We start from the raw sequence: 23,111 nt of genomic DNA on the forward strand, positions 1-23,111 counted from the left end.
TCTTTTTCTATTTTTTGTGGAGGGCCGCCGGACAAGCTGGCGGAGGCGCTGATATTTACATGTGAATTGAAAAACGGTTTTTGAGGCAAAGTACAGATTCTCCTGGACAGGTGGAATTTTTCCAATATTTATTTCTCTTTATGCGGTGCCTTTTTGTGGGAACTTTTTATCTTGCCGGTTGGCGGCTCAGACCCGGTGCGGCTCAGGGAAAGAAAAACGGAGAAATTCCTTCAGGACCCGGATAGTTCAACCGGTAAATCAGGACTCCCTCCTGGCTTTCATTGAATTCCGTTTTTCATCGAATCCCATTTCTTTCTGTTCCGTTTCAATTCCCGGAAGTCAGCCCGGAAAAGCATCTCTTTTTTAAGCAATAAATTCCAAGTGAATCAGCATGCCAGAACCCACGAGAGAACCCGTTAAAGAAGCTGCCGGAAACCCGATCAAAGAGCATTTCCAGCTAAGGGAAACCATCGTCACGATTGCAGCTGACGATCCTGCCCATATCGAAGCCGCAAAAGAAGCTATCAGAGTCCACAGGGCAGCTCTTGAGACCTACATCCTTTCAGACCCTTATTTTCAGCTTACCCTTGAACCCTACGAATGTCCGAAAAACGCCCCTGAAGTGGTTCGGAGGATGGTAAAAGCCGGAAACACTATGGGGATCGGACCCATGAGTGCGGTTGCAGGCACTATTTCTGCCCTTGCCGTGGAAGCGATGGTGAAAGCCGGAGCAAAATATGCTATTGTCGATAACGGGGGAGATATTGCACTCATCAATGACCGTCAGGTTGTAGTCGGGATTTATGCGGGGCAATCTCCAATAAAAAACCTGGGCTTAATTTTCGAGCCCCGGGACTCGATCACAGGAGTCTGTACCTCGGCAGGGACGGTTGGTCCTTCGATCAGTTTCGGGATGGCGGACGCAGCGGCAATTTTCTCGGACGACGTATCCCTTGCAGATGCGGCGGCAACGGCGCTGGGGAATGAGGTTGGGATAGGAAAGGAAACTGTTGAGGCTTCATTCAAGGTTGTTAAAGCCGTGCCGGGAATAAAAGGGGCACTTGTGATTCAGGGGGAGTACATAGGAATGTGGGGAAAAGTTCCGAAAATCACACGAGCCGAGGTCAGGCATGAGTATATCACAAAAGCGTGATGTTGGGGCGGCTAGAACAGTTTTATTAAGGAACTTCGACATATATAAGAGGGTATATATTCAAATGTATCCGGCTATGTTTAAAGGATATAGTTAACGAAGCTTCGGCCATCTATACGAGATTTTTTCTGAATAGCTGAAATACATGGTCGAACAGGAAGCTTTTGACAAAGCAGGCCGGACAAGTGGACGGATGAATGAGACGGATAAAGTGAGCCGGAAAGGCTGCTTATCTTTATGCTAAATTTACCAGACCGGAGGAATTACATGCCTGGGGGCTATAACGGAAAAATTCTTGATGTTAATCTTGACAGCGGCGAGCTCAAAGACCTGCCGCTTGACGAAGAAATGGCAAAGATGTATCTCGGAGGCAAGGGGCTCGGCCTGAAACTCGTATACGATGAGTTCAGAGCGGATATGCAGCCCTTTGACCCCGATAACCTCCTTATTTTTGCAACAGGGCCGGCTACCGGGGAAAAGGTCCCCACGAGCGGGCGCTACCATGTTGTCTGCAGCAAATCCCCCCAGACAGGGACCGTCGGAAGCGGAAATTCCGGCGGAAAATGGGGCCCCTACCTGAAGTTTGCAGGATATGATGCGGTCATTGTGCGTGGAATTTCTAAGGAGCCTGTCTACCTGAGTATTGTGAACGGAAAAGCCGAGCTTGTGCCGGCTCCGGAACTCTGGGGCATGACAGTCCATGCGGTCACGGATGAGCTGACCGAAAGGACAGGCGACCCCAGGAAGACCTCGGTTGCATGCATTGGGCCCGGGGGAGAAAACCTTGTTCCCTTCTCGGGTATCATGAATGACAAGTACCGGACTGCAGGGAGGACCGGGCTCGGGGCTGTTATGGGAAGCAAGAAGTTAAAAGCAATCGTGGTTTCCGGGAGCCAGAGGGTTGAACCTGCAAACCCCGAACTCCTGAAAGAGAGAGTTGCGGAAGCCATGAAAAAGATAAAGGAGAACCCGGTTACAGCTCCCGATGGAGGGCTTCACACCTACGGGACTGCGGTCCTTGTGAATCTCATCAATGAGAGTGGGGCCTACCCGACTCGGAACTTCCAGAAAGCTTATTTCCCTGAAGCTGACGAACAGAGTGGAGAGACCCTTGTAAAAAAATACCTTACAGGGAGATACGGCTGCTGGGGCTGTCCTATTGTCTGCGGGCGGAAGTCCGATGTGCCGGACGGACCCTTTAGTATCCGGAATACCGAGGGACCGGAGTATGAGACTATCTTTGCCTTTGGTTCCAATTGCGGCATAACAGAGCTGGACGCTCTTATTAAGGCAAACCACCTCTGCGACGAGCTGGGGCTTGACACCATTTCCATGGGCGATACAATTGCCTGCGCCATGGAACTCGTGGAGAGAGGAAGGATCCCGGAAGAGAAGCTCCAGGGCATGAACCTGCGCTTCGGAGATCCCAGCTCAATGATTGAAGCCATCTGGAGGACTGCCTACCGCGCAGGGATAGGGGCTGACCTTGCCCTGGGTTCGAAAAAGCTTGCAGAAAAATACGGAGCTCCGGAACTCTCAATTGCCGTCAAGGGTATGGAGCTTCCGGCCTACGACCCCAGAGCCATCCAGGGAATAGGCCTGAACTACGCAACTGCAAACCGCGGTGGAGACCACGTCTACGGTTACATGATCTCTCCCGAAATCCTGGGGTTGCCCGAAAAACTTGACCCCTACGCAGTCGAGGACAAGCCCGGGTGGACCATTATCCTGCAGGACCTGACATCAGCTATCAACTCCTCTGTTGTCTGCCTCTTTACCTCGTTTGCTCTCGGCCTGCCCGAGTATGCGGGGATGCTGGCAGCAATTACGGGTTTTGACCTTGACGCCGACAAGCTCCTGAAACTCGGGGAAAGGATCACAAACCTCGAACGCTTGATGAACAACATGTACGGGTTTGACCGGAAAGAGGATATCCTTCCAAAGCGCCTCACCGAAGAGCCGGTCCCGGCAGGCCCCTCCAAAGGCCAGATCTCCCACGTCCCGGAAATGATCAATGAGTATTATACAATCCGGGGCTGGGTCGACGGAAAGCCCACAAAAGAGAAGCTGAAGGAACTTGGGATTGCCTGAGCCCTTCCTTCTCACTTTTTTATTATTTCCTTTCAAATCGTTTCATTCTTTTTTCCGGAGAGATAGGCTTGAAAATCCTTGTAAAGTTCCTTGCAACTATCCGTGAAATTACCGACAAATCCGAAATCGAACTGGAAATCCGTCCCGGCTACACCGTTGGAACTGCCCTGCAAACCCTTCAAGCCAGCTACGGAACAGAGTTCAAAGAAGCCACAACAGGCACAACCGCAGGCGGGATTCCGAAAGTAAGGTTCCTGGTCAACGGGAGGAACGCCGACTTTCTCGAAGGGCTCGAGACCGAATTAAAAGCAGGGGACGTACTGGTCCTGGTACCTCCGGTTGCAGGGGGATGAAAAAGGATAGGGAAAGAAAAAAAGAGATAAGAAACAGTATAAAGAAACAGTATAAAGAAACAGTATAAAGAAACAGTATAAAGAAACAGTATAAAGAAACAGTATAATCAGAAACTCTGACAGAAACTCCGATAGAAATTCGGATCTAAAAAGAGATTTTTGGCGGCTTTTCCAAACATGCCGCCTGTTTTGACTGTTTTGAGTTACTTTGAATCCGGTTACAGGAATTTTCCGGATAGCTTAGAACTGCAGTTTCTTCATCCTTTCTACAGCTTCTTTGATCCTCTCGACCGGCTTTGTGAGGGCAAACCTGATGTAGCCTTCGCCAGCATCTCCGAAGCCGACTCCGGGGGTTGCGACAATTCCGGCTTCTTCGAGCAGGAGTTTTGCAAATCCTATTGAGGTAAAGCCTTTCGGGACAGGGGCCCAGATATAGAAGGTTGCTTTCGGCGGTTTTACTTCAAGACCCATGGCTGTGAGCCCCTCGATCAGGGCGTTGCGCCTTTCTTCGTAGATTTTGTTGGTATCGTCAACGCAGACCTGGGAAGAGGAAAGGGCTGCAATGCCTGCGATCTGGATTGCATCAAAGACGCCGGAATCCACGTTGGACTTAACCTTTCCTAACCCCTTTATGAGGGCTTTGTTTCCTACGGCAAACCCGAGTCTCCAGCCGGTCATGTTGTAGGTCTTTGAGTGGGAGTAAAGCTCCATCCCTATGTCCATTGCCCCTTTTGCGGAAAGGAAAGAAGGAGCCTCGTACCCGTCGTAAACCATCTGGCAGTAGGCATTGTCGTGCACTGCCATGATGTCGTTTTTCTTGCAGAACTCAACAACCTTTTCAAAGAACTTCATGTCCGCGGTTGCTGAGGTCGGGTTGTTGGGGTAGTTGAAAAAGAAGAGCTTCGCCCTTTTCAGGATATCTGCCGGAATCGAGTCCAGGTCAGGCAGGAAGTTGTTTTCAGCCTTCAGCGGCAGAGGATACGGTTCTCCCCCTGCAAAAAGAGTACCTATTTTGTAAACCGGATACCCGGGCTCGGTATAGAGCACGACATCTCCGGGGTTGACAAAGGCGAGCGGGATATGAGCAACAGCTTCCTTTGACCCGATCAGGGAAAGGACTTCGGTTGCAGGGTCAAGTTCGAGTCCCTTATATTTTTTACACCATTCAGCCGCAGCCTTCCGAAATTCCGGCATGCCGGCATAAGAAGGATACTGGTGCGTCCTGGGGTCGCAAACAGCCTCGCGCATGGCCTCCACAATGTGCGGGTGGGTCGGAAGGTCAGGGTCTCCCACTCCAAGGTCGATCACGTCCACTCCCTTTGCAATCATTTCGTCCTTCGCTTCATCAATCGCTGCAAAAAGATATGGTGGTAATGCGTTTATGCGGTCAGAATACATTGGAAAAGTCACCTGCATATGAATTTACAGTATGTAATTCTGCATAATTACGGCAGTGGGGCTATTAAAAGGTATGGGATGGGAAGAGAAGTCTTAAAAATGAACTCACAGTACTATTTTTCCTTGTAAAGACCTAAACACTGGAAACTTTTATACCTTATGATGTAAATATTTTTTATGTGTATAGAACTAAACTTGCTATTTTGAGTTTCATTGCATCGGAATTATTTATTTTAATAATTGAATTGACATTTGGAGTTCCGCTTAACGTTTATTATTATCTTGACCCTTCTCTTGCAAACACAACCGATGCTATGATTTCCCTTTGGCCAGCTACCGGGGGGTGGGCTGAATCCGCTGGAAATCTAAAAATGTTGATAAATTTTTTAAGCATGTTTTTACGGTTCATGTCATCTCCTGCCCTTTTGATTGGAGGAGCAGTTTATCTCTTAGCACCTGATGACGAAAGTAGAACAGAGTTTGATTAATATGGCCAACTTTGGTAAAAAAGAATGAAAAAAGAATTTGTTGACAAACTGTTTAGAGCAGTTTACTTTCCTGCTTTAAGCAGTATGATTATTGCTTTTCCTGCATCCTGTAGCTTTAAGTTTCAGGTTTGAAGCACTTCAACAGCCAGGTCGGCATTAATGATATAGTCGAAGCTGATGACCTCATCCCATTTCTGCTGCATAAACATTGACTGGAAACAGACTCCGATAATTTTTATTTTAGCCGAACCTTCCAGGACCTTTCCTGCAATGTCTTTAGCTTTCTCAGGGCTGACGCCGATCTTTGGCATCGCAAGCCCGCCGAGCAGGACAACAGCTTCAGCATGGGCGTCTATGGGTTCGCCAAGCTGCATTCCCTCGGAGGTCATGGAGATTGACCTGGCTTTTTCAAAGTCCAGATTGGGTATGAATGCAAGTTTTTTGTCTCTTACCACAAAACCCAGAAGTTCGGCAAAGGGGGTGCAGAACCCCGGAGTTCCAACAAATGTAATCTTTTCTACTCCTTCCATGAGACCCTTGAAACTATTCAGGATGCCTCCTACTCCCTGAGAGGTATTTATTATCGGCATGAAAATCTTCTCCTAACTCTTCTCTTTTTTCTTCTGGCTCTTTTTCTTATCGATCTTTCATAAAAGCCTGCTTTTTGAGCACTTTCTTGCGGTTTTATCGATTTCTACAATAAGATTGGGGACATTCCTTTAAATAAGTTGAGTTAAGAACCGCAAGCATCTTAAGATGGGACAAAAACAGGAGAAAAGACAGGAGAAAGAGCAGAAAAATAGGGAAAAGAGCAGAAAAAGCAGAAAAATAGGGAAAAGCAAAAAAAGAAAAATAGGGAAAAGCAAAAAATAGAAAAGAGAGGAAAAAACGGAGAAAAAAACGGAAAGAAATAGAAAAAAGCAGAGAAAAAAGAAAAGTAAAAAGAGCAAATGCCCTTTAAACGTTCCTGATTCCGAAGGACTCAAGCAGGATTTCGGGATAGAGCCCGCCGCTTGAGATAGTCTTTGTGCTCTTGAGGTCGTTTACGGTGACCCTGGCAGGAGCGAACATGCCTGCGTCAACTTTAAAGAAGTCAAAGTTTGCGGCTTTGAAGGTCTGGTAGAATGGCTTTCCGAAATCGCTGGAAGTGGTTGAGGGGACTTTCTTTACAAAGTCTTCAAGTTCGGCCAGCTCGCCTTCGAACCGGACCGTATAGTTGGTCTCGCCGCAGTAGATCACACAATCATTGGTCGAACCCATGCACTGGACATCGTTTCCGACAATCGGGGCTATGGGGGCAATTCCGTACCCGCTCTTGATGCAGTTGATATCAAAACCGATGGATTCGAACTTGTGGATCCCGGTTTCCACGACACGGGCTGAGATCTGGACAGAACCTGCAATGGAAGAGGTAGGGGCAACGGCGATCATGACGTTTTCCGGCTCCACGCTGCAGTGTTTTGCAATGTACTCGACCACTTTCTCATCAGGAAGCCTGTCGGACTCCATTACGAGGACCGCAACTTCGAAATCATCCTCGTACCCGATTTCTGCGTAGAGCTCTTTTGGTTTCAGACCGAGGGCACGGGCAGGGCCGGACCCCATTCCGAAGTAATTTCCTACAGAGATCCTCCAGCCTGCGTACTGGGAAGCCATGCAGGCAATTACCGGGTTGTCGGTTGCCACCTGGATGGCAGGCCATTTGATACCGTTGAGGTCAAAGGTGCTGTATTTAAGGTCAGCAAGGTCACCAAGGCAGAGTCTTGCAAGGTACATTCCGGCTTCGTATCCGCCTTCGGCTTTAACTCCGCAGTCAATGATTGTGGCCCCGCTGTCAAGCTTGGTTACTTCCGTTTTCAGGTCTTCACTCCAGTCGAGCATCTCTTCGATGACGTATGATCCCATTTCGTTGACGCTTATCAAAATATCACCTAACTTATCGGTCAGAGAATTGTTTATCGAAGTTGTTTATCGAAGTTGTTTATCGAGGTTGTTTATCGAGGTTGTTTATCGAAGTTGTCTACAGACCAGCTCTGGCACAGGTAATGACCTGGCCGGAAACCGTTTATTGATCAGATGGCGGGCTACCAATCGAGGCAATTTGCCAGGCTGGAAGTTGGTCCTGCCAGATGAGCATTATACTGGATATTGAGCCTACACCGAATAAACGAGTTACACTGAATAGCCAAGTTTTTGAATAAATAGCTATACTGAATAACTAAGTTCCTGAACAACTGAGCTATATTGAAAGACTGACCCCTATATGAGTAACTGAGCCAACTCTTATCAGTCGTTTTCGTAAGCTGTAATCCGTATAAGGAAGAATCCAATATATAGATACTGTTATAATATTTTAATTGAATAATACTAATTTACTCAGATAATACAATTGATCAGATTATAAAGATTCGGTCGTTTTTTCTGACCACCCCGTCGACGGCAAGCCCGACTTCGTCCCCTTTTTTAGCACTTTGCAGGCTCATGTCTTCTTTCATAAGCGAGCGAACCAGCTGTTTCAGATAGGTGGTACTGCCCTCGATCAGGATCTCATCTCCTATTGCAAGCCCTTCTTCAAGGAGTCTTATTGCTGCAGCCTGCTGTCTGGGATAATAATTCTCTACAATTCCTGCAGCCCTGCGCTTCTTTTCCGAGGCGTTTATACCTTTTTCGGGAGAAAAGCCTTCGAGACCCGGAACTCCGAAGTAAAACCCGGTAGAAAAGCCCCTGTTATACACCGAAGCCAGTTCAGCTCTCCATGCCTCTACTTTTTCAGGAGTGTAGCTTCCTGCTTTGCACGCATCAATTGCTTCCCTGTAGCAGCGAGAAACCACTTCCAGATACCCCGGGTCGCGCAGCCTGCCCTCTATCTTAAACGCATCTATTCCGGCTTCAATAAGTTCCGGCACATGCCCAATCATACATAAATCTTTTGCACTGAGGAGATATTTCCCCCTGCTTTCCGTAACAAGCCCGTTCTCCCCGTGAAGTTCCCATTCCCAGCGGCAGGGCTGGGTGCATTCCCCGCAGTTTCCGGATTTTCCCAGGACATATACCGAAAGGTGGCACCTTCCTGAAACTGCCATGCACATCGCCCCGTGGACAAAAGCTTCGATTTCTACCTCGGTATGCTGTCTGATTTGCCGGATTTCCTCCAGGGAAAGCTCCCTTGAAAGAACGATCCTTTCAGCCCCAAGGCTCCTGTAAAACTCAGCTGTTTCGTGGTTCGTAACATTTGCCTGAGTGGATATATGGACCCTGAGCCCGGCTTTACGTGCCCTGAGAATGACAGCCGGGTCCCAGGCGATAACTGCGTCTACTCCGGTTTTTACAGCTGCAGCTACTACAGCTCCGACTTCATCAAGCCTGGCCTCATTCACGGTTGAGTTTACGGCCAGATAAGCTTTCAGCCCCTTTGCCCTGACCTCCGAGACAAAATCCTCCAGAGTTTCAAGGGAAATCTCTTTTGCCTTTGCCCTCAGGCTGAGCCTGTCCGTTGAAAAATAGACGGCATCGGCATACCTGGAACATGCCTCAAGTCCTGCAAGGTTTCTGACCCCGAGGATGAGTTCCGGTTCCGAACTTTTATGCATGAGAGAGGGAAATGCTCCAACTTTCATTTAAGAATATCCTTGCTGCTTTCAGCAGGCCCGCAAAAAATAGTAAAAAACGCGGACTTATTAGATTCAGTAAAAGAGTAAATTAATCATATTTCAGTAAAAAAACGTAAACTCGTCAGATTTGGCGATAAGCGGAATAGGTCAACGGAAAGGTTTATGTAAAAACGCCGTGTTCTTCAAAATAATAACGAAGTTGAATTCCAAATGAAAGAATTCAGCTCGCAGACAAACAAATAGAGACTTCTGAAGTCTCAAATATGGGGGTATATGAAATGGGATACGAACTCGAAGATATCGAACTTAAAGACTTAAAACTTGAAGAAGTAGAAAGAGATTACGTGGAATTCAGAAGGGAAATGGGAGAAGAACAAACGGAAAACTAATAGGAGCAAATTAAAAGAAGGAGCAAATTAAAAGAGTGAGAACACGGATCAAAATTCAATCAATACGGTGTTCTATTTTTTAATTTTTTTATTCACATTTTTTATTCATATTTTTATTCATATTTTTGAACCTCTGACGTTAAGGAAGAAATTATTTTTAAATTATCTAATCGCTTTTAAGGGATCCAGTTCATTAAAAATATTAACAGGTTTAAAACGGTAGATATTACAAGTTAAGAGATTACAGAAAAGAATAGTAACATGCGTAAACTTTTGGAAATAAAGTAACGTTTCGTAATTGCTATATATTTAAGTTCTGTTTTTATGCTAAAAGAAAGTTTGAAACCGTCAACCGGCTAAAATTAGCTAAATTAATTCATAAAATAGTCTTCTGGGTCTATTAAAAAACGTCACTAACCAGTTTGGAATGAGCTTAATTAGATTTTATAATAAGTTTTTAATAAACTTCTGGGTCTGTTTAAAAAACACATGTAGGGTACGATATGAATGAATAAAAAAATAATTGCCTTTGACTTCTTAAGAGCCTTGGCTATAATTATGATTATTCCAGCTCACCTGAGCAGCTATTTGTTTTCTATTTATGGGAAGTTAGCACTCTATGCTTTTGATCCTTATTTTGCAAATATGGGGCTGGGTCTTTTTATATTTATGAGCGGATACCTGCTGTATTACAATAACCATTCGATAAACTCACTGAAAAATGTTTTTGATTTTTATAAAAAAAGGCTTCTGAGAATCTATCCCCTTTACTGGGCTGCACTCGCCACATTTGTACTGGTATTTTCGATATTTGCCCCGCGGTTAAATTCTGGCTTTGTTTATCCTAATTCGGAGAATGTATTTGGTTTTTTTAATGTATTGGTACATGCCCTTGGGCTGCAAATCCTGCTTGCTCCGACTTATGCTTCTCCGATGCTAACGCTATATTTTGTGGGTTTGATTATCAGTTACTATGCCATTTATCCGCTTCTGATTATGTTCTCAAAGACTACCAGCCGCCTTTTGTTTTCTTCACTTATCGTATATATCGGATTATTTTTAATCTCAAAAACTTTCAATATTATTGACCACCGTTTTTTCATGTTTTTCCTTATATTCGTTTTTGGAGTCCTTACCTGCAAGGAAAGCCAGTTTGGAAAAACCGTAAATTTACCCGTGAAAACCCCCCTTGCCCAGGTCCTGCTGGCAGTTCTCCCGGTGATCTTCGTCCTGACAATCGTTGTAGGATTGAGGGAGTCTCTGTTTCTGGACCCAAGGGTTTCCGTAACCATTGACACCGGTAGCGGCACAATAGACTCTTCCATGATAAGATCCTTGCTGGACAGTATGGCAGGTTTACTGAGCACTAGACCGCCTTTCTTACAGTTCCTCACCGACACGCTGCTTCTAAATATTTTTGCAATATTATTCTGTGTATTTGAGTACTCTTTTGCGATGAAGTTTATCAACGATAAATTCTCACACTCTTTGAGCTCGGTCTTTACTTACATCGCTACATCTTCATACTGTGTTTACCTGTTCCACAGACCGTTTTTTACCCTGTGGAACTCGGGAACAAACTTTATAGGTTCCCCAATTTTACGCGATGTTATTATGACGGTTATAGCCATTCCCCTGTTATTTTTCATTTCGTACCAGATCCAGACAATGGAACTGAACTTAAAGAGCAATATCTCACATAAGAAATTCCCGAAAAAAAATGCGCTTTTTACACGATTTTTTACAAGATTTATTACAGGTTTTAGTAAATGAAAATAAGAAATAAGATGAAAAACGATGGAAAATGAAATGAGTAAGGACAGGGAATAAGAGGATAACAGAAGTCATAAGAAGAAAGCATTTCTCTTGTGTAATAAAAACATTTATAATTGTATAAGTATGATATAATAACAAAGGTGAACAATTTGTTATCCACAATACCGATAGACCTCAAGAACATAACAGAAGAAGATATAGATAAGGAAATCCTCAGGGCCGGAATTATTGCCGAGCTTGATGCCATAAATCTCTATGAACAGATGGCAAATCTGGCCAAAAATGAGGATATAAAAAAGATTCTTCTGGACATTGCAAAGGAAGAAAAAACCCACATAGGAGAGTTTCAGACACTCCTCCTCAGGTTTGACCCTCAGCAAAAGGAGGAGCTGGAAGCCGGAGCCGAAGAAGTAGAAGAAGAATTATCCAAATAAATTAAGTTAGTTTTGGGCTTTCCTGAACGCTTATGGAAAACTCAATATTCACCATTTTATCAATCTGACTTTTTTTACACCGACCTTTAGGGACGTCAACATGAAGCCTTTTTCTGTTCGGACAATACTTTCAAAGAAACTCGAGTTTCCACTTTATTAGAAAATTTTAAGTAATATAAAAATATTTAAGAAATAACAAGTTTTATAAAAACTTGGAAAAACGGAAAAACGGAAAAACGGAAAAACGGAAAAACGGACTTCCAGATAATAAAATATCCGGAGATTGGGAAAGAACCTGAACTCTTGATTTCTATTCTTTTTCTATTCCGCCTTATTCCAAACCAAAACGGATTTTAGAACTGGTTAAAACCGGTTCAGAGGACACACTTTTATACAGAGTCCACACCGAAGTCCACCGAGAACATTGAACATGTACTCAGCGCACTTCTCCCTGTGAATAACACCTTCTGCGGTAAGGGCACCGGCAGGGCACACTTTGATGCACTTCATGCAGGTGCTGCACGCATCATTGATAAAGGGCAGTTTAGTATTTTTTTCTCCATCCAATGGGGCGTCTGTCAGGATGGCAGTCATACGGACTTTAGGTCCGAAATCTTTTGTGATGAGAAGATGGTTCATGCCGAAGTTTCCCAGGCCTGCATGATATGCAGCATATTTGAATGAGAAATCCGCTTTAAGGGTTTCACGGCTGGCATACCAATAGCCGAATTCGCTCCCCTCACTCGGAGCAATCGTTGCCTTATATCCCTTCTTTTCAACAAATTTGGCTATCTGAAAGGCAATTACTCTCAATGTGGCTGTACCTGCCATAAGCGTATTTGTATACTCGGCTCTGCCTTTGGGTAGCGTATCAAAAGCCCCACATGGTATGGAAACACCCAGAATTATCACGGACCGGAGATTTGTCATCACATCCTGAGGCTTATTTCCTGTGTACTCAGGACTTTCAAAGCAGGAGGGATCGATTATGCCGACAAAATCAGCGCCCGATCTAAAGGCCATATTCTTCAAAGCTTCCGTAATGCTGGTCTCTACCATCTTTTATCTCCTTTTTTACAGGTCTTTAGAAAAAGTGATTATGGACAAGGGAGATTGAGAACGTAAAGTTTTTATCTCAATTTTAAGGCAGCTCAACCTGAAATTCCGCTTTTTCATACTCTGTGTTTCCAGGTTAGATACCCGTTGTTTTCTGATAACTTTTATAATATGTAATACTTTCCACGAACGGGCATTTTTAACCGAGGGTTATAAAACAGCTATAACCCGAATTTACCGGTTTGCGGTACTTATTGTTACCAGCTCCGGGAGTAAGTTAAAAAAGTTAGAGAAAGAACCGGAATTGAGAGGGAAGATTCTCATGTTAAATTTTGGGATTGTTGGAGGGACTGGATCGAATTCAATCCGTCCCTCATGTTCTCATCGTTGTCAAGCTATGCACACTTGTCAAATACTTCTACACTTTCATAGTATATAAAATTTATGAGAAAGTTTGGAAGTTTCTACATTTAACGTGCGTCCCTTTCCCATCAGATGAAAAATCTTTATGTTCAGGACAAAGGATACCTTTTTTCCGGATCCGACGAGTAGTTTTAATAAATATTATGGAAAACTCAGGATACATATTCACTTGTTTTTCGTTCAAAACACAGGAAAGTGATAACCCACATCGAAATTTTTTGTAGAATGCTTTTTCTCATTAATAGAAAATTATTTATAGTTTTAAGTAGGTAATAGGTTACCGTATTCCTATTAAATAAATAAAAGACATCCCTATAAACCTGTAATAGGAGAAGAAGATCCCGGAGGTGGAAGAAACAGTAAAGAAAAAAATACCAGAAGCAGATTAACATGATTTTTTTCGGCAAGGGTATGTTTACCCCTTGATGAAATAAGATCATGGAAAAGCTTAGAGTCTTCTGTGCAAAGAACCAGACCACTAAAAGGTCAAAAAACTTGTTTATACCCAACCATTGGTGAACCTCCAAAAAATTTACCATATAGGACTTACGCACTAAAAAACAAATAGGATTCAAAAGCCAGGATTCTGTGTTGCCATCCTCGACTTGACTGCGCGAGTCCTATAAAAAGAAATTCAATTACTGTTAAACTCTAAAGTGGGGATTATAAAAAATGGCATACCTAAAAACGAATCCGTAGCCCTGTGAAAAATGGCATACCTAAAAACGAATCGAGGGCTTGGATAAAAATGGCAAACTTACAACGAATCCTTAGCCCTGTGAAAAATGGCATACCTAAAAACGAATCGAGGGCTTGGATAAAAATGGCAAACTTATAACGAAGCCCGGTCCTGGTTAAAAATGGCAAATTGAAAAACAAATCCAGGACCCGGTGCAAAGAATCATTACTAACAATATTTTTGGTGTAAAGATAATTGAGGTAGAAGACCTGCCGGAATTCTGAAGAAAAATTGCAGTCACTTTCCGCACAATTTTTTATGCGTAGTATTTCTCATGTTTTTCCCATCAGTCCAGGACTTTAATGTTTTCCTTATCCGGATTCGAGACCTTCCCGATCTTATTTCCATCAATTTCAATCACTAATCCTGATGAAAAGCTGTCAATCAATTCTGAAATGTCAAGCCTGTCAAATATACCAGCAATAAAACCATGGTGATAAGATGAATTATGGATTCGGAGCTGGGAGAAACCGGGAAAAGAGTCAAAAAAATAAAAAGTATTCTTTTTCGTGTAACACCCCGGTTCTCCCGGATCAGCGAAATAGAGCCTTTTTCTATCCGGACAATACATACCAAGCTCAAGCTGGATCTTCTCAATAAGCCCCATGCAGCAGCTCCCTGTAACTCCGTAATTTTCCTCCAGAATCCGAATCAGGGTTTCTACCTCAATTCCATCATGGATAACTTTTTGCAGGCTCTGCAGGATACTTCTGACAAGCTCTTCTTCAGTTAGAGAATCCTGTACCTCGATATTTTCAACCACATACCTGCAAGCCTGCCTCTCTCCCTCGAAATGCAGATGTTCCAGGGCAGATAACCTGACGTCATGGTACATCTCACTACCACAAACCGGACAATGTATTTTTATAAACATTATTAAACTCCCATCCGGGAATTAAATTACCTCTAAAGATATAAGAAATAATCAAGCGTGCTGAAAGTAATCAAAAACTTGAGCGTGGGATAAGTTTCGTTATTGAGAACTAAAAAGGGCATCATTCTCAAACTTGCAGGTATTCAGGTAGAGAAAAACTATGCTTCTTTAACAGGGCTCGCAGGTGTGGCCCTCAATTTTATTGAAGCGATCAGACTTTATTCAAAAAAAACTTTTCTAAGTTTCTCCTCTTTAGTTCCTTTCTCTTTTCCCGATTCCGCAATATTTTTACTCAAATTTCCCAGTTCTTTATATAAAAGTACACCGAGAGTGTCTTCAAGACTGAGATTCAATTTTTCAGATATCCTGGAAAGGACTTGAACATTTTTTTTAGATAAAAAAACCGGCTCTACTTCTTCTTTACCCCAGTGTAAAAGCACAACCTTTTCGATATCCATTTTTTTGATTTGCCTGACGCAAAATTCAATACCGTGACTTCTACTGCTGAATATTTTTTCATCACACAATCCATCAAGCCATGATGCAAGATCATTATCCATTGAGATAGTGAACCGTTCTTTCATCACTAAATCATATCACTGATTATAATATAAACAATTGTATGAAAAAAGAACCAATAAAAAGTTATTTATGAGAATAATTAATAATATAGTATGATAAATACACCAATAAGAAAGGAAAAAAATGTGAAAAGGAAGGGAGAATTCTGGACAAAAAGAGAGACGTAATAGCAGAGTCCTGCGACGCAATGTTTCGTACAGTTGCGAGATATGTGGTAAGTATAATCCTCCTGTTAACTCCTTTGCTTTTGACGGATCAAGGGGTAGAGAAAACGGAAGCAAGACTCGCACCCTGGGAAAAAACAGTGTTTTTATGGAGAGAAGAAAACGAAAAAGAAGAAAACGAAAATGAACTTTCGGGAAGGAATCTGCTGACTGATGAAAATGACTGCCGTTTACTCGTACAGAATATTAAAGGCTTTATAGGGTTCAGGACAGATGAGAACTTTGAACCGGTATTTATTGATGGAGATGTAAAAGGTGTAACCGGTTACAACAAAGAGGATTTTCTATCCGGCAGGGCAAGATGGTTGGAAATAATCGTATCCGAAGACTTGCCTCTGATTTTTAAGAATGTAAAAACAGCTTTGTCTAACCCGGTTGCCTCTACCGAAATTGAGTATCGGATACGGAACAGGGATGGTGACATAAAATGGGTCAGGCAGGTTATTCAGAAAACTCCGTCAGGTTACGGAAAGCGCGGAGAAGTACAGGGATTTGTTCTTGATATCACCGGAAGCAAACTGGCAGCAATTTCCCTGGAAAAAATTGAGAGCGCACGCAAAAAAGAAATTAACCACAGGATAAAAAATAACCTTCAGGTGATCTCATCCCTGCTCAGTCTCGAAGCTGAAAAATTCACCGATCCGGAAACCCTTGAAGCCTTTCGGGAAAGCCAGAACCGTATAGCTTCAATGTCTCTGATTCATCAGGAACTTTGCATAGGAGAAACATGCACAATTGACCTTGCCGACTATCTTCGGAAACTCACTGCAGGAATTTTCAGCTCCTACCGGGTAGGAAATGAAAGGATCAATCTGAGACTCGACCTCGAACAGGTTTATATGGAAACAGATATCGCAGTACCTCTTGGTATTATTGTCAACGAACTGGTTTCTAATGCCCTGAAGCACGCCTTTCTACCTGGAAAAGAGGGAGAAATTCGAGTAAATCTTTCCCGGATGAAGAATTGCGAAAAAGAATTTAAAAACTCCAGGAGCTCAGGAGTTGTACCGGGCTACTCAAATGGAAAGGATTTGCAGTTCATCCTGACCGTAGAAGACAACGGCTGGAGAATTCCGGAATTGGTGAACCTTCAGAATAAGGATTCTCTTGGATTGCAGCTCGTAAACATTTTTGTTGAACAGATAGGAGGTTCTATCGAACTTAAAAGAGACAAAGGGACAAAGTTCAATATCCGCTTCAGTAAGCTGGGAATTGAGAAATGAAGCTTTCCGGGGCATTAATTTTCAATCGCCCAATGTAAAAGTATGCTCTCACTGTTTCGAATGTACAGATGTATGGAATGCGGTAAGTATAAGAGAAAGCTGTGTTACAAAATAAAGATACGAAATAAAAAGATGTTTCATAATCCTGAAGTCCGGCTTAGTGAAAAATTCACGCCTCAATGTTTCAGACATTGGTTTCACGACAAAACCTGTGCATTAAAAAAGTAATAATCCTTTATTTGTGTTGGAGACGAAGGATACAAACCAGGCCGTTCAGAATTTACTGACCAGAACTTTCGGTCTTCTACCAAACTCTAGCAGAATTTCTGGTGATGAAACGGTGTTAATTGTGAATCATAGTCACACCAAAACTATGTGGTCCTGAAGTGAGGTAATATACGACAGCAGTTATAGCAATCAGTATTACAATAAGAAATATCAACAAAATACTTTTGTTAGAAATTTTCATAGTAAATTCGCTCCGTCCTAAAAATAAAATATATAACTGGTTACAAAATTACATAAATTTTGTATTTAGTTGCATCAATCACATTCTTTCATTTAGATCCCGGGTTACCCGTTTTTTGTTATTACCTAGTCATAACACGAGAAAGCATTTTAGTTTCATAAACTCCTCTTAGTTAATTCCTTATAACTTTTCTGACCAAAGTCTCTAACAATTGTTGTTCCGCACACTTTTGCATTCATTCCTGTTTCATTGATGCACAGGTTTTAGCCTGAAACTCACATTTTTTTACTTACTCAGGATTCTTGAACATGTGTATTCGATAACTCATGCGTAAAAAAAGAACTTTGGAATGTTTTGCCATAACCACGAATATAAATAAAAAGAGAGTGATTCTTGACCTTTGCTGTTCCTGTCTGCTTCTGCCAGCCCCTGGTGGAGGGTTTGCTCATTTCTACGCTACTTTACAGCAGATTTTCACCTGCCCATTGATCAAACACCTGCAGTTGTTCTTCCGTATGGAAGTAATGCTCCCCATGCTCGAGAACTCTAACTTTTGCTTGATACCTTGCTACAAATGCTGAAATTTCCTCCCATTCAGATAGATTATCGTCCGAACCGTACAAAATGGCAGTAGGTACTTTCCATTCAAAACAAACAGGATTTTCTCTCGCATAGCAATAATAGTTCCATTCCAATTTCTGTCCAATCGACAACCGGATTTCATGCTCTGCTTTTAGTCTCTCTTCACTTACCTTGAAACCTTCCATCATATTGCATATAATGCGTTCCATATTGACGACGGGCGAGAGAAACAAACTTTGCTTTATGTCAAAGTCATGATAGGCAAGCAGACTGAAATAGGCTCCCATACTACATGCAAACAAAAAAATATCAGATACAAGCGACTGTGCATACTCGTAAACAGCAGCCAGATCACTTACGCAATTTTCGGGAATACAAGCATAGTCTTCATCTGCACGCTCACCGTGCATAGGCAAGTCAAAGCTTAACGCCTGGTAACCTTTTGCAACGGCCTTTTGTGCCATCATGGAAATTACGGTGTCCTCTTTATTAGAAAGGTTGCCGTGAACTTCAATTAACAGCTTTTCACCTCGCTTTCCCCACAGGATGGCAGGAATACGAGTTTTATTATTTGAGATCTGAAAATGCCTTTTTTCCATTTTCTCACTTATCTCCTATGGGCAAAAAACCCACAACGTAGTTCATATAATTTCAAAGTTGAATATAGAACCTCAGATCTGACTGAATGTCGGAGCCCTGAGCATATACAGGCATGCATATAATCGGCTGGCGATGCGTCGATTATACAGATATCTGAAAACATAACTTTAAGAAAAGCAAAAATTAGTGAACTATTAGTCCTCCCATTACACTTAACCCATTACACTTAATCTACATTTCATCCAGGTATCTCTGCAGCTTATCCGCAAGTTTGCCAATATGAATACCGTCAACAAATGCATGATGAACCTGAACTGCAAACGGCATCATTAATTTGCCTTCTCTTTCATGATATTTTCCCCAATCAAATATGGGTTGCGCTTTTTCCCTGTTTCCGAAATCCGTGTGGGAAATATGCGTAAATGTTATCCACGGCAGGGCAGAGAATTGATATACATCGTTTTCTACAGGTCCCGTAAAATGTTCTTTTTGCTTTTCTGCCGTCACGATTGCCAATTGTACAAACTTCTCAATCGTATCCTGCATGGGTACGTTTACTACCTTAAATAATTCTGTTTCGTTCTCCAAATATGTAAATGCGGTGTCAACGGATTCATATAACACAACTTCACCATCAAGAAAACGATACCGAAACTCCTCGATTTCATTTGCGCATCTCGTAACAGCAAATATAAAAGCCATCGTAAATGGCCAATTATTTTCTTTAACGTGCTTTTTAAAATTAGTCACATCAAGCTCAAAACTCACACAATATTGAGGCTGCACCGCACTCCTGTATATTTGACAATACTCTTTTCTTTTCCATGTTTCAAAATCTATTATTTGGTATCCGTTTCCCAAATTTACACCTTCTTTCAATACAATCTACATTACTGTATATTTCCTTTTTAGTTTCACTACCCATTTTCGCTATAGATCTCAGACATTACCGTTTCAGTAAACGGTTTTTCTGGATATTATGGCAATCAGGACTCAAAAAGCCCGTGGTGTAATAACCTAAGATAAGTAATGCAGCTGGCTCAATGTATAATGGGATGTTAAATTCTTTTCTTACAATATGAGGGTCGAACAGTCCAACCATTATGCTTCCGATGTTCAATTCCCTTGCGGTCAGCGTCATGTGGTCACAAATTATACCGTTCTTTGGTCTGCTTTCTCAGGTGTTATCTTTTTAGTAATTGTTTTTTTGAGACACGTTGGCAGTGAGTCAAAATTTTTGTAAATTTTAATTTATGAAGGAGACAAAAAGAAGACCACAGGAAAAGAAAATAAAAACAAAATATGGTTATCCGGTTCTGAAATAATTGATATAGCAAGCAGAGCGAAGAATTCAGAGAGATTCAAAAGTCTATATAAGGGGAGCAGATCAGGGTACGGATCACAGAACGAAGCAGACCAAACACTATGCTCTTTGCTTGCGTTTTACATTCAGGACCCGGGACAGATAGACAGCGCTTTCCGAATAGACAGCACTTTCCGAAGTATGCCATGGTTGGATCTTTTGTTCAAACTGAATGTATTTGTATCCTTTTGTATCGTAGCAATTGGAATCAGATCGATATTTATCAAACGGGTTTAATTTTGATTCTCAGGATGGATTGGATAAAAAATGCTTATAGTTGAATCTGGATTTTGCAGTTTTCTGGTACCCTGGTTATAGGGATAAACAATTGTAAGGACATCCGGCCGCAGTCCTAATTTTGTAGAGTCATGCGTATAGTCTTCACCATTTATTTCAGAAATATTTGTTATCTGGAGTGTAGCACTGTTTAGTCCTATCTTCTGTATCTTTGTTTCCGGAAATTCGGAAAAGATCTCCTTAATTTTGGGCTCTATATTCTTGCTGCCAAAAAAGAATACATATGCCTGGGCGAAAGGAGCGAGATGATATTCGACATCAACAGTCGCGTTTGTTTCATCAAACTCCATTACTATGTTGTCAACGTGGATATATTTTCCTTCTCTGAACTGCTCAATATATCCGGGAATGAACAATCTTGTAATTACAATAACTGAGATGATGAAGGCAACCGCAATTATCGGTTTTGGATTCATAGTCCTTATTTACACTCCAGTTTTCCTTTGCATTTATGAGTGCTTAATTCTGAAATTAATTTTGCTTACTCCATGATGTTTTCTGTTACACTATTTGAGGGATTCATAAAACATTTCAAGCTTACCTGATGAAATTATCAAATTAAAAAAATAGTGAGGATGGAAATCAATGATTTCTTTTTACAAAATATTTGTAAATTCTTGTTTAAAAACACTTCTATTTTTTGCTTAGAGTTCTTGAATCTGTGTATTCAAGAACTCTAAGGATTTTTAGGCAAGGATAGTAATAATAATTTCCTATATGCACGTGTTTTACTACAAAACCTGCGTATTCTGAGAAGGAGATTTTTCCTCTTCTTTCCTCCTTTTTCCATTTTTCTTTTAACGGCCATGTGGGCTATTTTGCGAATCAGGCCGGGAAATCTTCGATTTTCTCTACTAAATAGTTGAGTTCCAGTTCGCCAATATTCCCTCCTCGTTTCATTGCCTTTTTAAGATCCTCGGATTCCATTAATTTCTTCGCGTTCTCTTTTGTATCCCATTCAAAAAGAATAAACAGGTCATTCGGGTAATCCAAACTACGGAAAAGCTGCCCGCCTTTGCATCCTGCTTTCCCCCTTGTAATTCCAAATTCGTCAAAAATAGGTTTCCATCTAGAGTAGTCCTCTACCTTGTGCTTCACTACAAGATATACTATAACAATTCCCCCTCTCTTGTTATATGGGCATTTCTATAAAAATGCTTGCTTGAACTCTCCGTCGGACACCGTCATAAATTAATGAGCAGGATTCTGCTTTATTTTATATTCTATAATAGTCATAATTTTCATATCAAACTTCTATCTCCTGTTTTGATTCGTAAAGGTGACCAAAGTCATTTTGAGAATTTTTTTCCACAGTTTCATATATTCAGTTAAGGGTTATATATAAACTCGCAAGCCCGTCTAAGGCCCACCGAAGGCTTTTCTTTTTCTTTCGGCTTATCCTTTGACTTCCATTTTCAATTATTTGCTTAAAGACTTCCGGCAGGCCCGTAAACCTCCCTTAGAAAGTACCTGGAATAAGAACTTTCAAAGATGGGCTCTATCTGCAGGCATGAACCCTTATGGACTCTCGGTAAAGTCAAGTAGAAAAACACTGGAATCCTGGTTAATTGCTTCCGGGTTTGTCGAATCAACTGTATGTTTGCGTCAGGGTCACGATTCTTTAACCTCTATGCGTCATTATCAGGGTCTCGCCTTTTCAGATGATGAATTAAGGGATATTAAAAAACAGTTAATAGCATGGGGTTTTTCTTTATAACGTAAAAAAGGCCAATTCTCCTGATCTGTAACTTTCCTGTTTCTGTATCATAAAGGTAAATACATTTCGATGGCTCGTAAAGCACTATGAAAAAAAGAAGAGAAGTTTTCCTTTACCTGTCTGGAAGCGGAAACTACAGTAAAATAATGTACAATAATTTAAATAACATAAATTATTATATGAGTAAGTCTCAATTGTGTGAACAACCCTTCCCGCTTGAGAATGTGACTCAGGCGGGGCAGTAATTCTTTTTCAGTTTTTAGCATTTATTAATAATTTATGCACAAATATTAAATCTTATTATGATTTTATATTAAATGTCAAATGTATAATTTGACAGTGATGAAAGCGCAAGGGTTGGAAGAACTAGTGGATGAACAACCTCCATTATGAATAGCCATCCAGGAAAGGAAATCCCTTTCTCTTAATTCCAACCCATCCCTATCCTTTTTTAAAACAAATATTTTGAACCAGAAAGAAGGGGGTAATGGTATAGATTTCGCTAAATAGATCCAGGGGAATGTGACAAAATCAAGACAGTCCGCTTATGGAAAAACTTCTTAAAACCGGAACAAAATGTCAAAAAATTATTGCAAATGGTGGTTCAGTTTTAGGAATTATTACCTACCTTATACGTGACAATCCTTCAATCTCGTTATATGGTTCGATATTTTGTTTAATTGCATATTTTGTATACAATGACCAAAAAACTGACAGCTCATTAGATTTATATCTCAATGATGATGATATATATTTAAGTCTGTTTAATTAAGCGTACTATTAAATGATATGGAGCTTTCAATAATGGGTCTACGATTAACGGTTGCCATGTTATTTTTAATGAGCATTCTAACATGGCGCTTTTTTAGTGTGGCTGGATATATCTGGCTTGGGTTTGTACTTGGTCAAATATCATATGCTGAGCATTGGGTATTTTCGTCCAACACCACGAAAAGGTAAAATAAGGGTATCGTCCCGATTTTAACGTAGGTGTACGCTAAGAAATGATCAAAAATCTTGGGTAAAAAAATCGATGAGATGAGCCATATTTGAGAAGTTTTTTTCCTTCTTTTAATGCTAAAAAAGGCCACACTACCAAAACATTCATTAACTGTAAGTACTTTTTTCTTGCTTTACCTGCCAAGTAGTAGTATAAAAATAACAAGAATCACAAAGCACGATAGTATGAAGCCTATAACAGCTTTAACTAATTTTTCCGTAATCAACTAATCCTTTTAGTACTTATTTGGCTTTGATTCTTGCAGCTCT

The 23,111-nt window shown here is 41.5% G+C and carries 18 protein-coding genes; 7 read left to right on the forward strand and 11 right to left on the reverse strand.

Translation table 11 applies throughout. From position 1 onward, the window contains the following. Nucleotides 1-391: 391 nt before the first annotated feature. The 3 genes from ACSAZL_RS12010 (at nt 392) to ACSAZL_RS12020 (ending at nt 3,597) form a co-directional block, all read left to right on the forward strand. Nucleotides 392-1,153, forward strand: a complete 762-nt coding sequence (locus tag ACSAZL_RS12010; RefSeq protein ID WP_440944883.1) for a UPF0280 family protein — start codon at nt 392-394, stop codon at nt 1,151-1,153. 267 nt (nt 1,154-1,420) lie between these two features. Further along, entirely contained in the window at nt 1,421-3,244 is a 1,824-nt protein-coding gene (locus tag ACSAZL_RS12015; RefSeq protein WP_440944884.1) for an aldehyde ferredoxin oxidoreductase family protein, read from the forward strand. A 68-nt stretch (nt 3,245-3,312) separates the two neighbouring features. Beyond that, the gene (locus ACSAZL_RS12020; protein WP_440944885.1) at nt 3,313-3,597 is read left to right on the forward strand and encodes a MoaD/ThiS family protein; all 285 of its coding nucleotides are present in this window, start codon (nt 3,313-3,315) and stop codon (nt 3,595-3,597) included. A 240-nt stretch (nt 3,598-3,837) separates the two neighbouring features. Here ACSAZL_RS12020 and ACSAZL_RS12025 read toward each other — a convergent pair whose 3' ends face one another. Next, nucleotides 3,838-4,995 carry an LL-diaminopimelate aminotransferase gene (locus ACSAZL_RS12025; RefSeq protein WP_440944886.1) on the reverse strand — a complete coding sequence of 386 codons (1,158 nt, stop codon included), beginning with the start codon at nt 4,993-4,995 and terminating at the stop codon, nt 3,838-3,840. Nucleotides 4,996-5,174: 179 nt separating this feature from the next. On the opposite strand from ACSAZL_RS12025, the gene ACSAZL_RS12030 reads away from it, so the two are divergent. Further along, nucleotides 5,175-5,483 carry a hypothetical protein gene (locus tag ACSAZL_RS12030; protein WP_440944887.1) on the forward strand — a complete coding sequence of 103 codons (309 nt, stop codon included), beginning with the start codon at nt 5,175-5,177 and terminating at the stop codon, nt 5,481-5,483. A 122-nt stretch (nt 5,484-5,605) separates the two neighbouring features. Here ACSAZL_RS12030 and ACSAZL_RS12035 read toward each other — a convergent pair whose 3' ends face one another. From ACSAZL_RS12035 to ACSAZL_RS12045, 3 genes are all read right to left on the reverse strand, one after another. Next, entirely contained in the window at nt 5,606-6,073 is a 468-nt protein-coding gene (locus tag ACSAZL_RS12035) for a DUF2124 family protein (protein ID WP_440944888.1), read from the reverse strand. 367 nt (nt 6,074-6,440) lie between these two features. Beyond that, nucleotides 6,441-7,406: a methenyltetrahydromethanopterin cyclohydrolase gene (gene mch, locus ACSAZL_RS12040; RefSeq protein ID WP_440944889.1), complete on the reverse strand. Its 966-nt coding sequence runs from the start codon at nt 7,404-7,406 to the stop codon at nt 6,441-6,443. Nucleotides 7,407-7,876: 470 nt separating this feature from the next. After that, nucleotides 7,877-9,073, reverse strand: coding sequence for a peptidase U32 family protein (locus ACSAZL_RS12045; RefSeq protein ID WP_440948845.1), 1,197 nt, complete (start codon nt 9,071-9,073; stop codon nt 7,877-7,879). 917 nt (nt 9,074-9,990) lie between these two features. Between ACSAZL_RS12045 and ACSAZL_RS12050 the strand changes: the two genes are divergently transcribed. After that, nucleotides 9,991-11,256, forward strand: a complete 1,266-nt coding sequence (locus tag ACSAZL_RS12050) for an acyltransferase family protein (protein ID WP_440944890.1) — start codon at nt 9,991-9,993, stop codon at nt 11,254-11,256. 152 nt (nt 11,257-11,408) lie between these two features. Beyond that, nucleotides 11,409-11,693, forward strand: a complete 285-nt coding sequence (locus tag ACSAZL_RS12055) for a ferritin family protein (protein WP_440944891.1) — start codon at nt 11,409-11,411, stop codon at nt 11,691-11,693. A gap of 363 nt (nt 11,694-12,056) precedes the next feature. Here the strand turns inward: ACSAZL_RS12055 and ACSAZL_RS12060 are convergent, their stop codons facing one another. The 3 genes from ACSAZL_RS12060 to ACSAZL_RS12070 form a co-directional block, all read right to left on the reverse strand. Beyond that, entirely contained in the window at nt 12,057-12,752 is a 696-nt protein-coding gene (locus ACSAZL_RS12060) for a 4Fe-4S binding protein (protein WP_440944892.1), read from the reverse strand. Between the two features lie 1,445 nt (nt 12,753-14,197). Beyond that, nucleotides 14,198-14,785, reverse strand: coding sequence for a hypothetical protein (locus tag ACSAZL_RS12065; protein WP_440944893.1), 588 nt, complete (start codon nt 14,783-14,785; stop codon nt 14,198-14,200). 218 nt (nt 14,786-15,003) lie between these two features. Continuing rightward, on the reverse strand, nt 15,004-15,345 hold the full coding sequence (locus tag ACSAZL_RS12070; RefSeq protein ID WP_440944894.1) for a ribbon-helix-helix domain-containing protein: 342 nt from the start codon (nt 15,343-15,345) through the stop codon (nt 15,004-15,006). A gap of 209 nt (nt 15,346-15,554) precedes the next feature. Here ACSAZL_RS12070 and ACSAZL_RS12075 point away from each other — a divergent pair, with 209 nt between their 5' ends. Further along, complete coding sequence (locus ACSAZL_RS12075; protein ID WP_440944895.1) at nt 15,555-16,814, forward strand: sensor histidine kinase; 1,260 nt, start codon at nt 15,555-15,557, stop codon at nt 16,812-16,814. Between the two features lie 930 nt (nt 16,815-17,744). Here the strand turns inward: ACSAZL_RS12075 and ACSAZL_RS12080 are convergent. From ACSAZL_RS12080 to ACSAZL_RS12095, 4 genes are all read right to left on the reverse strand, one after another. After that, nucleotides 17,745-18,464, reverse strand: coding sequence for an alpha/beta hydrolase (locus ACSAZL_RS12080; protein WP_440944896.1), 720 nt, complete (start codon nt 18,462-18,464; stop codon nt 17,745-17,747). Between the two features lie 232 nt (nt 18,465-18,696). Beyond that, nucleotides 18,697-19,326, reverse strand: a complete 630-nt coding sequence (locus tag ACSAZL_RS12085) for a CatA-like O-acetyltransferase (protein WP_440944897.1) — start codon at nt 19,324-19,326, stop codon at nt 18,697-18,699. 735 nt (nt 19,327-20,061) lie between these two features. Then, the gene (locus tag ACSAZL_RS12090) at nt 20,062-20,541 is read right to left on the reverse strand and encodes a hypothetical protein (RefSeq protein ID WP_440944898.1); all 480 of its coding nucleotides are present in this window, start codon (nt 20,539-20,541) and stop codon (nt 20,062-20,064) included. A gap of 409 nt (nt 20,542-20,950) precedes the next feature. After that, a complete protein-coding gene (locus ACSAZL_RS12095; RefSeq protein ID WP_440944899.1) occupies nt 20,951-21,223 on the reverse strand; it encodes an antibiotic biosynthesis monooxygenase family protein in 273 nt (90 codons plus the stop codon). Nucleotides 21,224-23,111 lie beyond the last annotated feature (1,888 nt).

This window comes from Methanosarcina mangrovi (genome assembly GCF_052057765.1).
GTDB lineage: Archaea > Halobacteriota > Methanosarcinia > Methanosarcinales > Methanosarcinaceae > Methanosarcina.

Excerpts from the sequence above, each read along its gene's own strand:
- ACSAZL_RS12010 (WP_440944883.1), top strand. The coding sequence starts at position 392 with ATGCCAGAACCCACGAGAGAACCCGTTAAAGAAGCTGCCGGAAACCCG.
- ACSAZL_RS12015 (WP_440944884.1), top strand. The coding sequence starts at position 1,421 with ATGCCTGGGGGCTATAACGGAAAAATTCTTGATGTTAATCTTGACAGC.
- ACSAZL_RS12025 (WP_440944886.1), bottom strand. The coding sequence starts at position 4,995 with ATGTATTCTGACCGCATAAACGCATTACCACCATATCTTTTTGCAGCG.
- ACSAZL_RS12035 (WP_440944888.1), bottom strand. The coding sequence starts at position 6,073 with ATGCCGATAATAAATACCTCTCAGGGAGTAGGAGGCATCCTGAATAGT.
- ACSAZL_RS12045 (WP_440948845.1), bottom strand. The coding sequence starts at position 9,073 with ATGCATAAAAGTTCGGAACCGGAACTCATCCTCGGGGTCAGAAACCTT.
- ACSAZL_RS12050 (WP_440944890.1), top strand. The coding sequence starts at position 9,991 with ATGAATAAAAAAATAATTGCCTTTGACTTCTTAAGAGCCTTGGCTATA.
- ACSAZL_RS12060 (WP_440944892.1), bottom strand. The coding sequence starts at position 12,752 with ATGGTAGAGACCAGCATTACGGAAGCTTTGAAGAATATGGCCTTTAGA.
- ACSAZL_RS12065 (WP_440944893.1), bottom strand. The coding sequence starts at position 14,785 with ATGTTTATAAAAATACATTGTCCGGTTTGTGGTAGTGAGATGTACCAT.
- ACSAZL_RS12070 (WP_440944894.1), bottom strand. The coding sequence starts at position 15,345 with ATGGATAATGATCTTGCATCATGGCTTGATGGATTGTGTGATGAAAAA.
- ACSAZL_RS12075 (WP_440944895.1), top strand. The coding sequence starts at position 15,555 with ATGTTTCGTACAGTTGCGAGATATGTGGTAAGTATAATCCTCCTGTTA.
- ACSAZL_RS12080 (WP_440944896.1), bottom strand. The coding sequence starts at position 18,464 with ATGGAAAAAAGGCATTTTCAGATCTCAAATAATAAAACTCGTATTCCT.
- ACSAZL_RS12090 (WP_440944898.1), bottom strand. The coding sequence starts at position 20,541 with ATGAATCCAAAACCGATAATTGCGGTTGCCTTCATCATCTCAGTTATT.